Origin of the sequence: Runella defluvii (assembly GCF_014195535.1) — a bacterium.
Lineage (GTDB): Bacteria > Bacteroidota > Bacteroidia > Cytophagales > Spirosomataceae > Runella > Runella defluvii.
The window spans coordinates 33,461-45,494 of record NZ_JACIBY010000022.1; the positions used below are offsets into that span (position 1 = coordinate 33,461).

A 12,034-nucleotide genomic window follows, 5' to 3' on the forward strand; every position below is an offset into this window, starting at 1 on the left:
GGGCTTAAAATAATAGAAACATTTAATTATATAACGTTAAATTATATTTTTATGTTATTTGAGTAGATAAGCGGCGGTATTTACACTATTTGTTCTCAAATGCCCGCCTTAACTCTAAGGCTTTGGAATCCTTTTCTTCGTCCTCCTTCATTCGTTCTTTAAGGTGTTGATAATAGAGATACACTTTGTAATCGTTGGTGTGTTTGTAGTAAATCAACGCTCCAATCAGCGAGCCAGTCACAATTCCCATAAAATTATCCACTGAGTCTCGTACCATGTAGTAGGTCAAAAATCCAATGATAAGCGTTAAGCCCCAAATCAAGATTAGACGAATAAACTTCACTTGAATCAATGCCCAAAAAGTCACCGCAGCAACAAAGAATACAAGCAAGCCATACGACCAATGCAAATCATATACCTTACAGACTTTATATCCCGCAAAAATGCCAATGGCAAGAGCTTCGTAGTCCAAAATCCCAATTGGATAATCAACTTCTGAATAATGTTTTCCGTACTCTAATTTCATTCTTTACAAATTCTTAAAGTGATCAATCAAAATCTGAGCCACCATGTCCTTGATGTTGATGTCCTGCTCCACCGCTTTGAGTTTGATTTTTTTCATCAGTGTAGCGGGAATTTTCACGTTAAACTGCGTGATTTCCTCCTCCGGCTCTTCCACGGTTTTCTTCTGAACCTGTTGAACAGGTTCAACTTTTTGCATGGGCAAAGTAGCTGGCTCTTCCGCTAATTTTGTACTTAACTTGCCCAGGCGATTTTTAAATTCGTCACTTACTGCCATATTGCTCAATTCGTTTAAAGTTGTCCTACGATTTCTTCGGCTAACGCCATGATTTCTTCACGTGCCTTTGCATCTTCGATATTTCCTACCCCATTAGCCACTACCGACCGAATGTAACTTACCCGCTCCATAATTTTTGTTTTCAAAGTTGGAATCGGGTAGCTATCCAAAATACTTTTGATGTCGGCATTGACACTCGTGCGGTGTTTCACCATGTTCAAAACAATTCCTGCCTTCATGGCCGGATTTTGTTTTTGGGCCTCAGCAATCAGAGCAATAGTTGCTTTAATAGCCATAACGTCCAAATAACTCACCTTGGTAGGCACTAACACAAAATCCGAAATCTCAAATAGCGTTGAAAGTTGGTCTGTTAAGTAAGGCGGTGTGTCAATAATCAAAATATCTAACTCTGGCACATCTCCTGTGGTCAGAACTTCCTGCGGTACGAGTGTAATCCCTTCAAGCAAGTCACCCAAACCTACTACGCTGCCTTGTAAATCGGTATCGAGAATACCTACTTTGAGCGTATCCTTAAATAGAAAGGAAAGGTTCAATGCCAATGTGGTCTTGCCTACTCCCCCCTTTTGATGTGCCACGGTTATTACTTTCATCGGTTTTTTATAAAGTCTTTTTCTGGGACAAATCAACTGATAAATAGTAAAATATCAAAATAAAAATGTATCTGAATAGAAAAATATTAAAATATCTTACTAAAAATCTGTCAAGTTTTAACAGAACATAATTCATTGATTTATACATGAATAAAGATACATTATGGTTTTAAATAAATAATTTTTATTATTTTGATAGCTTTAATAATAAATAAAATGATTTATTTTGCGTTTGAAAATTAATCACAAACCAAAATAAATACGTATTGATGAAAAGGAAGGTTCACTACCTATGGGGAGTTGCATTGACAATAGCGACCTTAACCCAATCCAACGCACAGAACGCAGGAATTCAACGAGGCGCACAGGTAATTGAGCAACAAGCTACCGCTTTGCAGTCTTATTTCCAGCCCGTAACCACCATTATCTATGTAATTGCCGCCATTGTAGGCTTAGTTGGCGGATTTCGGATTTATAGTAAGTGGCAAAATGGTGACCAAGATACCCAAAAAGCCGCTGTGGGCTGGATGGGTGCAATTTTGTTCATTTTAGCCATTGCTGCTACCCTACAAGCTGTCTTCTTTTAAGCCAATGAAACGACTCCAATATATCGTTTCTTCATTATTACTGATTGCACTAATGAATGAATATACATTTGCTCAATCAGTAGATTTGACGAAGAAAAACGGGTTTTCGAGGGTGGGAATTGGTGAACAATTCACCGACCCGCTGCATGATAACCTTTCTATGTTCGTCACCTTTACTTATTTAGTCTGCGGGCTGATCGGATTGATTGGTGGATTACGCATCTATAACCGTTGGCAACTGGGTGAAAGTGAACGTATTACAATTGAAATTTGGAGGTGGGTGGCTGCCATACTGGCCGTACTTGCCATCACTACGGGTCTGAGTGCTTACGTTTCAGAAATGGAAGTAGGTTCTCGGCGAGTTACTCAGCAAGATTTTGGAATTAACCCTTAAAAATGGACTCATTCTACGCCATAGCCCGAAATACCTGCCTATCATTAGCCGCTGCCGCTGCGGTGATTGCGGGATTACGGCTTTTTCAAAAATGGAACCGTGGTGAAGAAGTAGAAGGCATGATTTTTATCTGGTTAATCGGAATCTTGTTTGCGGGTGGTATCGTAGTCATGGTAGATAATTTCATCGTCGGCGGAGCTTATGTCTTTTTTACGGGAATTTCGGGAACAGCAGAAGGTCTTTCAATTGAACTTTATCAAGCCTCATTACTACTCGGTATCGTTATTACAATTGTGGGAATCATCAAAATCTACCGAAAATTTCAAAATGGTGAAGAGGACATTTACGAGTATATGCTCAAATGGTTTGGTTCATTGGTGTTTTTGTTCAGTATGGGTTATTTAATCAGTGCGATTTTATGAAGTCTTTTCCTGTTTTTAGGGGCGTTGACAATGAAATTGAGTTTCGAGGACTACGAGGCAAACATTTCTACTACGCCGCCGTCGGAATCATCGCCAGTATTTTCCTGACGCTGTTTTTGTACATCATTGGTTTAAACACACTGATTGCCATTTCAGTGTTGTTGATCAGCGCAGGGAGTACGCTTTTTTATACTTACGATGCCAATAAACGGCACGGACGCTGGGGTGAAATCAAACTGGCCGTCAAAAATCACAAGCCCTTTTATGTTTACCAAAATCGTTCGTTTGCTCGATTGATTGAAGTACGAACCTTATCCAAACGCAAGTGAAAAGTATCAATCCAAACAAGGCAAAAAATCTTGAAACACTATTCCCTATTTTGGCAGTGGATGCCGAAACGGATATCATTGTTTCTAAAAATGCAGATTTGTCGGTAGCTTTTGAAATGAAAGTCCCCGAAATATTCGCCATTTCGGATAGCGAATACGATACGCTGCATGATATTTTGGTTCGGGCAATCAAGATTCTGCCCATTGGCTACATGATTCATAAGCAAGATATTTTTATTGAGGATGAATACAATCCAAATTTTGAGAGTGAATATCTGCAATCCAACAATTATGTTGCTTGGGAAAACGAACGACACTTTGCAGAGCGTCCCTACCTGCGGCATCGTTGCTATTTGTACATTACTCGTCCTGCTTCTTCGCCTTTGAAACGAACCAGTCAGCAATCTTCGCTACTCAAACGGCATTTAGTACCCAAGGAAATCCAAGATCCAAAAACGTGGATTGAGTTTACAGACATCGTAAATCAATTCGAGGCAACCTTCAACGATTCTGGAAAGGTAAAGCTGAACAGGCTGAACAAAGACGAAATTCTCGGTACAAAAAGAGAAACAGGAATTTTTCAAAAATACTTTTCGCTTTCGTTCGATGATGAAGCGCTGTACGACCTCGAAACAAGAGACGGTTTGAAAGTAGCAGGTAACACAACTTACACCTACGCCATTACCGAACTCAACGATTTTCCGAATGATTTGCAAAATTCGGCTCGGCTCGAACAGTTCTCGACTGATAGCAGTCATTTTCCCATTTCGTCGGGTTCGACGCTTGGAATGATGCTCTCCTGCAATCACGTATATAATCAGGCGTTAGTGATTTGCGACGGTGATGCAATGGTAAATGAAATGGTCGGTGAAGTACGCCGACACTATTCTTTTTCAGCATGGTCGAAGGAAAACGAAGTGAGTATTTCAGCCAAAGATACCTTCATGGGAGAAGTAAAAGCCAACAACCGAAAGGTTGTAAAAGCACATTTCAATGTGATGGTTTTTCACCGAGATTCCGAAACTGCCGACAATTATCGTTCATTAGCAGCAGCGGCGATTTCCAAGTTAGGTTTCAAGCCAAAGTTGGCTACTTGGGACGCTGAAACGTTGTTCTGGGCTTGTATTCCCGGTAATATTTCAGAAATTGGGAAAGACAATTTGGCTACTTGTTTTTTGGAAGAGGCTACAACCATCTGGAACGTAGAAACCAATTACCAAGATGGCTTTTTCAACAAAAATGGAATTCTGCTCACTGACCGCTTTGGCCGCCCGTGTATGGTGGATCCTTTCTTTGCACCGTTGGAAAAAGGTTTGATTTCCAATCGAAATTTTATGGTCATTGGCCCATCGGGGTCGGGTAAGTCGTTTACGATGAACAACATCATTTACTACTTACTTTCACACGGTGTTCATATCAGCATGGTGGACGTGGGACACTCGTACAAACGCCTGTGCCATCTTATGGGCGGAAGGTACATTACCTACGAAACTGATAACCCGATAAATTTCAATCCGTTCTATATGAAGGATTTGAACCCCGATGAAGAAACCAAAGATGCTTTGGCTAACTTATTGATGGCACTTTGGAAGAAGGACGGGGAACGGTCATCAAAGTCAGAAGAAGTAACCATTTCGAGCATTGTTCACGAATACTACGCAGCATTGCGTCGCCATAGAAATGATGGAAACGACCTTTTCGCCTGCTTTGATAGTTTTTATGAGTTTACCCAAACCGAATACCCGGACATTTTCAGGCAGAATCAAGGACGTTCGGAGAAAGAATTCGACTTACAAAATTTTCTGTACGTATTACGCCCATATTACAAAGGTGGCCAATATGATTACCTGCTCAATTCTCGGCAAAACATTGACCTCATGGACTTACCTTTTGTGATTTATGAGCTGGACAATATCAAAGACCACCCCGTACTGTTTCCTGTGACAACCATCATGATTATGAACACTTACGTTCGTAAGCTGTTCACTGTCAAAGGTGTGTTGAAAATGCTGGTGATTGAAGAAGCTTGGAAAGCTTTGGCAAAGGATAGTTTTTCCGACTTCCTCAGGTGGTGTTCTAAAACTGTTCGGAAACATTACGGCTCATTGGGAGTAGTTACGCAGGAAGTAGATGATTTGGTTGGAAATGCCATCGTCAAAGACGCCATTATCAACAATTCACCCATTAAGTTTCTGCTCGACCAGAGCAATTATGAGAAACGTTTTGGCGAAATCATGCAGACACTGGCACTCTCAGAAAAGCAGGCCAACATCATTTTGAGTATCAACAAAGGCAAAAACCCAAATCGCCCACCTTACAAAGAATTGGCATTATTACTGGGTGATTATTGTAAAGTTTATGGTGTCGAAGTTTCCAAAACTGCCTATGGAACATTCACAACTGAGCGGCGAGAAGTAGAGGAAATTCAAGACTTAGCCCAAAACAAGTACAACGGCAACCTTGAAAATGCCGTAAAAGCGTGGGCAAATGGTGAACGAGCAACTGTTTTTCAACCTTAATATCTATTCCCATGATACACTTAAAACCCTTAAAATTACTCGCTCTGACAGGTTTATTGACTTTTTTTCAATTGAAAGCCAATGCCCAATTTGTTGTGTCTGACCCTTTACACACGGCAGTTACTCAGCTCATCAAACTATTACAAGACCCCTCATTTAAAACCTTGGTCAAGAATGTCGAAAAGTTAAAGAGAGTAACCAGTGGTGTGCAGCAATTTCACCGGGGAACTCAGTTGGTTTCAACCATTACTCAAACAACTTCGATGCTTAACCAAATGGCAAATTCAATTGGAAAAGATGGACATATCTATCCTGCTGAGTACCAAATGATTATTCAGGATTTCCAAGGTCTAACCAAGGCGGGTACGGACATTTTGAAAGATATGCGACAATCTACCTCACAAAATATTCTGGAAATGAATGATTCTGAACGGATGAACTGGCTCAATATGGCGCACGAACGAGCGGGAAAATTTCAAAATCTGGTACAGGCATACTACAATCGAATTCGAGCCACGTCCATGCGGAGGGCAGGAAATTTAAGAGACCGTCAGGCCACGGCAAAACTCTATGACATTGCTTTGGCAAACGTCACGACCAATCCGTTAGGAGGTAATTTCAACTTTAACAACGGAAACGAACAAGCCTATGACGCCTTTTACCCCGAAGGTTCATCCGTTCTGGACAATTATACCGAAACCGAAGATGCGGTAAAAATGCGGCAGGCACAGGAAGATTTTAATAAACGCCTCTTGAATTACCAAGATGAGTTACAAATCGCCGAAATGAAAGCTCAACGCATTGCACTGGGGATAAAACTGGCCGAGGGTTATCGGCCCATTGAAAACTGGGCAGGCACTAAAACGGTGGGCTGGGCTACCCCCGATGGCAAAGAGATTTCCAAAGAAGAATTTGAAGTAATAGTCAAAATTTTAGGAAGGGAACTTCTCGTTCCTATGCGGGAAGAGCTGACCAAAAAATATCGAATTGACGAAGGCATTAAACTAAAATAGCATGAACTTCGATATTCTAAAAACCCTCGAACAAGTCTATCAAAGCACCCTGACCAGTTCTAATAGTGCGGCTGAGAAAATCGAAGTCAGCATACGAGCGGCTGCGGGAATCGGAGCATTGGTGTATATCTTTTCGAGACTAATTGGGCAGATTTCCCGTAATGAACCGATTGACTTTTTTCCGTATCTACGACCGTTTCTGATGGTTTTACTTATTGCCTCTGCACCCAAGATGTGCGACGTAATGGACGCTTTTGGCAAGAAAACAGTAGGTTTGGTCAACGCATCGAACGGGGATTTGTACGAAAAGGTAAAGAAGAATACCGAAATGATACAAAAGAAAATTCGGGAGAAGTGGGATGAAATTGGAACTAATCCTCAACGATACAAAGAAATTTTCGGTGGTGACCTAAACGAAGACCGTGAAGCATTTATGGGTCTGGGTAGCGTAGGGGTTGATTTTAAAATTGGCTTTCAGCGGTTTACCGAAGAATTCAAGTTTCAGATTCTATCAGCTCTTCAAGATATTCTGATGGCAATCATGCACTTGGCCGAAGCCATTTTATTCTTGATTTCCATCTGTTACCGTCTTATCCTTCGCATGGGTGCACCCATTGCATTTGTATTAGCAATCTTCCCTGGCTTTACCCAAAATATTGCCAGTTGGTTTGGTAGCTACATCAACTACACGCTTATGCCTACCGTAGCCGCTTTGTACAGCAGCATTGCATTTGCTGCTTCGGATGCTTACCTAAACGCCTACGACCCTGCTGCTGCCGTACAGTCAGGCGGAGCTGAGGCACAGCAACCCGAATATTTGGGACTGGCTTACATCGCCCTGCTCGTCATGTTCTTAATTGGCTATTTTCAAGTTCCGTCCATGACCAATATGCTCGTAACCGTCGGAGGAGTCGGTGCTATGGTACAAGGTGCTACCCGCATGGCCAATCAAACGCTTGGCAGTGCAGCCTCATCAGTTGCCAAAGGAACGGCTGGGTCTGGTATTCGGATATCGAGAGATACCAGTAAAGCTTCATTAGATGGTTTAGGAAACATTCCCAAGAACGTTTCAGCAGGGGTGCAACAAGGCTCGACCAAAGGAGCAACATATAGCCTACAGGGGAAAATAGTGGGTGGGGTTATTGGCGGAGTCGGTGGTTTGGCAAAATCTACAATTGGAGCTACCGCCATCGGAGCACTGAACGCTACCAAACAAGAGGGTAAACGCCAAAAGAATCGCTTTAATCGTAAAATTAACCGTTTGTAAATCTATGCTTTTAAAAGCTTTTCAATACCGAAACAACCTGCTGTACTGCCATAGAAAAACGCTCAATTTCCATCTTGGGGCGTTAGGGCTATTGGCCTTCATAACAATTGTGGTAGTGGTTTGGTCATTCAAAAAATACCAACATCACACGGCTAAAACCTATGTTTTCCATCCAAAAGGAGCATCCATTGAAATCTACGACGACAAAAAATGAAAGAGTTATTGCAATTGGAAAAAGATTTTCAGCGAGGTAGGCTGCTGGTTATCGTGGCATTTGCCTGTTCGTTTCTTATCTCTATTACGGCAGTGGTGCTGGCTTTTAAGTATAGTAACGATTTCTCAAAACGCATCTATTTGGTCAATAGAGGTGAGGCCATCGAAGTAACCTGTGGAGATGTAACCGACAACCGCCCAGCCGAGGCCCGTCACCACGTGAGCCGTTTTCATGAACTATTCTTCAATGTTTCGCCTGACCCGAAGTCCATTGAAGACAACATGAAAAAGGCGTTATTTCTCTGCGATGAGTCAGCAAAGAAACTGCACGATAACCTCAGCGAGCAGAATTTTTACCGTGAAATGATACAGGGAAACGTAACCCAACGAGTTAAAGTAGATTCTGTTTTGACAGACTTACGGATGTACCCCTATCGAACCATCACCTACGCAACGCTTATCCAAGAACGGGCCACTGCTATTTCAGAAAGGCAACTTATTACGCAAACATATTTGGTGGACATCAATCGTTCCGATAATTCACCGAATGGTTTTTTGATGCGTGATTTCCAAATTCTTACCTCCAAAATTGTGCGGGAACGTTCCAAATAAGCCATGTTATCCTTATTCAAAAAAGTCAAAAAGGAGGAAGAACATCCAGCCTTTCAAGTGGGCGAACAAGTAGGAAAATGGTTTTCGGAACTGACTATTAAAATAGCAAACTATCTAAATAGTTGGCAACACCGAGTAGGTTTTCGGTTAAGGAACGTACTGATTTTAAGCATTTTGCTTTTACTGTTCTCCTGGTTCATCTGGCAATTAAGGAATGTTTTTAATTGAAATTTTCACTAACAATGCACATGAATGACAACTCAAATCCGCACCACGTACCCATGACGGCGGGAGCTGAAACGGCTAAAAAATTGAGCTTCAATAAAAAACAGTTGGCCATGTTTCTAATCCCAATTGCTTGTTTGATTGGAATAGGGATTTTTGGAGTAATGGGTGGATTTATCTCAACTGGTCAAAGTACTTCTGCTGATAGTACTCACTTCGACTTAGCTCCACCCGAAGCAAAACTAAAAGATGTAAAGGGTGACGAGAAGTATGACAAAGACTTTACCCCTTCCGACCTTAGCCCTAATCATTCAGGTACAAATGCCCTCGATCAACACGCTGCTCAAAATACCGAAATGCTCACGGGCCAAAACCCAACGCAACGTCTGGGCACGAATGAATACTTGACTGAAAATGATTTGCGAGAAATTGAACAACGAAATGATAAACTAAAATACGCTTCGCCCATTGAGCAAAAGCAGTTTCAAAAACGTCAATTCACGAAACAAAACCAACGACGATTGCGGGAACAGCAACGAGTCCTGAATACGATGTACCGCAGCCCGAAAAGTAAGGAGCAATTAACCGAGGAACGCCAAGACCAAGCTGACCGTGATTTTAATCGTCATGCGACTGAAACTGTTTTACGACAAATTGAAATGGCGAATCAAAGGACCGTGGGTGGCCAAACCGAAGGTGGAGCTTCCCCTACCCTATCTGCCGAGCCATTGATGAGCAAAGAATACTTGACCCTCAAAAAAGCCTACGGAGGCAAATTGCCCACTGAGTACCGCACGTTGTTCAAAAAGGAAATTGAAGCAGAGAACAAGGGCCTGCTTAAAAATGAAGCCGAAGAACCCACTACCCTAATTTTGACAGAAACCGAAAAGAAATCTACTAATGGTTTTTACGGAGCTAATAGTGCAAAAACCAACTCCAAATCAGCCCGAACGAACAACACCACCATTGAAGCAGTAATACACGGCGATGGTGACAAAGTGGTAGTAGAAAATGGAAGTACGCTGAAAATTCGATTAACCGAAACCGTACAACTTCTGCTAAATGGCGAACGAGTTACCTTGCCAGCTCACACACTACTGGCGGGGACTTGTCAAATTAACGGCGAAAGGATTAGCGTTACAATCAGTAGTATTAGACTCGGGGCAACCCTCTATCAAACCAATCTCACGGTATATGACTTGGATGGCCGTGCAGGGCTTTATGTTCCTAAAATTCGGGAGAAAAATATCATGGCCAATAGTTTGGGGCAATCAGCACAAACTGCGGTAGCTTCGCCTTCTTTCTTTATTCAGCAAGGCAGTTTAGGGCAACAAGTGGGTACACAAATGGCACTGCAAGCTGGAAATTCGATATTTTCGGGTGTAAGAGCATACGCCCAAGCGAAAATTGCGAACGTAAAAGTAACCGTAAAACCCAATTACAAAATCTTACTCAAACCCACCGAACGGGGTAATTCGCTCGGAACAATCAACGAATAATAAACTATCTTGATATGAAAATATTTTTCTATCCGACGGTATTTGTCGGTCTCAGCTTGTCATTTTCAGGTTACGCACAGAAAGAGAGCGTTTCCGTCGCCAATCCAATACTGACTCAATCAGTAAACAGCACTCCTTATATTCTGCCGATTGATAAAGGTTCGGTAAAAGGAAGCTACCCAATCGGGGTTTCCAATCGAAAAACAACACACATTATTTTCCCCGCAAAAATCAGAGAGTTTGACGCCGGCACAGGCGATGTGATTGCCCAAATCCCTGAAACAGTACCGAATATATTGCGGATAAAAGCCAAAGAAAAAGCCGATTTCTGCGAAACCAACATGACAGTCATTACTGAGGAAGGAGGTTTTTATAGTTTTTTGGTTCGTTTTCAAGAAGACCCTGAAATACTGAACATCAACATTGCCAACAATCTTTTAGCAGACAATTTTACGTCTGAACAAAAAGGGATGAATCACAGTCCTATCATTTCATTCGTAGATAAACCCAATGAGAAAAACGAAAATGAGCTGCTAACCGAATGTCAGAAGGTTCAGAAACTAACTTCGTACATTCGGAACATCGGTGCTTCCAAAATGAAATTGACTTGTTTGCTCACCAGCCTATACGTGAAAAACAAAACGATTTACTTTCAAATGAGCGTTAGAAACGATTCTGAGATTGATTACGAAATTGATTTCTTCAAGTTTTACCTGCGAGACAAAGACGTACTCAAACGCATGGCTGCCCAAGAAGTAGAAATGAAACCTTTCGCCAATTATCCTAAAACATTGACTACCATCCGCAGCAATACCGAATACACCACGGTGTATGCCCTCCCCTTGCGAACTTTCCCCGAAGACAAAGTAATTGAAGTAGAATTGTACGAAAAAGACGGTGGTCGCCACTTGCGTTTCCAAGTAGAAAGCGACATCATGCTGCAAGCCAAGAATCTATAATCCTTTGATTTTGAGTTGAAAATGAAGAATAATAAACTATCAAAATATCTTTCTATTCAAATAGCTTCCGTTTGGTTCATATTTGGGCTTTCAGCAAATGCCCAAAATCATTTAAAAGGACAACGGTTTTTTGAAGGTTATTTGGGAACAGTGGGCGGTTTTCGTCCCCTTAGTGGTGCCCAAATACTGCTTTCAACTGGAAAATACAACCGTCATTACAACGCCTGGAAAGCCACCGCCAGTTACCAACGTAAAACCTCTGCATTGGTTGATTCAACCAACATTCCACAAGAACAATTTACCTTGGGATATGGCTACGAATTCATCTTACACCGCAATGCCACCCGTACCTTTTTTGTAAGGGGATTGGCTCAACCCTTTGCAGGGTACGAGTCCATCAACCATGACCAAGTTATTTCTGAAACTACAACACAACGCTCCAAGTTTCTGGTAGGTTTGGACGCTGGCCTCGAAGTAGAAATAAACCCCATTGTATTCGGTTTCCGCCAACGGTGGAATCCTATATCCTCGGTGCAAGTGTTTCACTCAACAGTGTTTGTGGGAGTGAGGTGGCATAGAAGATGA

The 12,034-nt window shown here is 41.8% G+C and carries 15 protein-coding genes; 12 read left to right on the forward strand and 3 right to left on the reverse strand.

The window, feature by feature from the left end; genetic code table 11:
* Window positions 1-85: 85 nt before the first annotated feature.
* The 3 genes from FHS57_RS28900 to FHS57_RS28910 are packed head-to-tail and all read right to left on the reverse strand — an operon-like array spanning window position 86 to window position 1,410.
* Window positions 86-526 (reverse strand): hypothetical protein, encoded by a 441-nt coding sequence (locus tag FHS57_RS28900; RefSeq protein ID WP_183979835.1) that lies wholly within the window; start codon window positions 524-526, stop codon window positions 86-88.
* Window positions 527-529: 3 nt separating this feature from the next.
* Window positions 530-799 (reverse strand): hypothetical protein, encoded by a 270-nt coding sequence (locus FHS57_RS28905; protein ID WP_183979836.1) that lies wholly within the window; start codon window positions 797-799, stop codon window positions 530-532.
* Window positions 800-813: 14 nt separating this feature from the next.
* Window positions 814-1,410 carry a nucleotide-binding protein gene (locus tag FHS57_RS28910; protein ID WP_183979838.1) on the reverse strand — a complete coding sequence of 199 codons (597 nt, stop codon included), beginning with the start codon at window positions 1,408-1,410 and terminating at the stop codon, window positions 814-816.
* Between the two features lie 269 nt (window positions 1,411-1,679).
* Here FHS57_RS28910 and FHS57_RS28915 point away from each other — a divergent pair, with 269 nt between their 5' ends.
* The 12 genes from FHS57_RS28915 (at window position 1,680) to FHS57_RS28970 (ending at window position 12,034) form a co-directional block, all read left to right on the forward strand.
* On the forward strand, window positions 1,680-1,997 hold the full coding sequence (locus FHS57_RS28915; protein WP_013931207.1) for a DUF4134 domain-containing protein: 318 nt from the start codon (window positions 1,680-1,682) through the stop codon (window positions 1,995-1,997).
* Window positions 1,998-2,001: 4 nt separating this feature from the next.
* Window positions 2,002-2,391 carry a DUF4134 family protein gene (locus FHS57_RS28920; RefSeq protein ID WP_183979841.1) on the forward strand — a complete coding sequence of 130 codons (390 nt, stop codon included), beginning with the start codon at window positions 2,002-2,004 and terminating at the stop codon, window positions 2,389-2,391.
* Between the two features lie 2 nt (window positions 2,392-2,393).
* The gene (locus FHS57_RS28925; protein ID WP_183979843.1) at window positions 2,394-2,813 is read left to right on the forward strand and encodes a DUF4134 family protein; all 420 of its coding nucleotides are present in this window, start codon (window positions 2,394-2,396) and stop codon (window positions 2,811-2,813) included.
* Window positions 2,810-3,142 carry a DUF4133 domain-containing protein gene (locus FHS57_RS28930; RefSeq protein ID WP_183979845.1) on the forward strand — a complete coding sequence of 111 codons (333 nt, stop codon included), beginning with the start codon at window positions 2,810-2,812 and terminating at the stop codon, window positions 3,140-3,142. The genes FHS57_RS28925 and FHS57_RS28930 overlap by 4 nt, the downstream gene beginning before the upstream one ends.
* Window positions 3,139-5,661, forward strand: a complete 2,523-nt coding sequence (locus tag FHS57_RS28935; protein WP_183979846.1) for a TraG family conjugative transposon ATPase — start codon at window positions 3,139-3,141, stop codon at window positions 5,659-5,661. Before FHS57_RS28930 ends, FHS57_RS28935 begins: the two co-directional genes overlap by 4 nt.
* An 11-nt stretch (window positions 5,662-5,672) precedes the next feature.
* Window positions 5,673-6,674 (forward strand): hypothetical protein, encoded by a 1,002-nt coding sequence (locus FHS57_RS28940; RefSeq protein ID WP_183979848.1) that lies wholly within the window; start codon window positions 5,673-5,675, stop codon window positions 6,672-6,674.
* A gap of 1 nt (window position 6,675) precedes the next feature.
* Window positions 6,676-7,941: a TraJ family protein gene (locus FHS57_RS28945; RefSeq protein ID WP_183979850.1), complete on the forward strand. Its 1,266-nt coding sequence runs from the start codon at window positions 6,676-6,678 to the stop codon at window positions 7,939-7,941.
* 4 nt (window positions 7,942-7,945) lie between these two features.
* Window positions 7,946-8,155 carry a hypothetical protein gene (locus tag FHS57_RS28950; protein ID WP_183979852.1) on the forward strand — a complete coding sequence of 70 codons (210 nt, stop codon included), beginning with the start codon at window positions 7,946-7,948 and terminating at the stop codon, window positions 8,153-8,155.
* Window positions 8,152-8,766, forward strand: coding sequence for a conjugative transposon protein TraK (gene traK / locus FHS57_RS28955; protein ID WP_183979854.1), 615 nt, complete (start codon window positions 8,152-8,154; stop codon window positions 8,764-8,766). The genes FHS57_RS28950 and traK overlap by 4 nt, the downstream gene beginning before the upstream one ends.
* 248 nt (window positions 8,767-9,014) lie before the next feature.
* Complete coding sequence (gene traM / locus FHS57_RS28960; protein ID WP_229601484.1) at window positions 9,015-10,490, forward strand: conjugative transposon protein TraM; 1,476 nt, start codon at window positions 9,015-9,017, stop codon at window positions 10,488-10,490.
* Between the two features lie 14 nt (window positions 10,491-10,504).
* Entirely contained in the window at window positions 10,505-11,449 is a 945-nt protein-coding gene (gene traN / locus FHS57_RS28965; protein ID WP_183979858.1) for a conjugative transposon protein TraN, read from the forward strand.
* A 21-nt stretch (window positions 11,450-11,470) separates the two neighbouring features.
* Window positions 11,471-12,034: a conjugal transfer protein TraO gene (locus FHS57_RS28970; protein ID WP_183979860.1), complete on the forward strand. Its 564-nt coding sequence runs from the start codon at window positions 11,471-11,473 to the stop codon at window positions 12,032-12,034.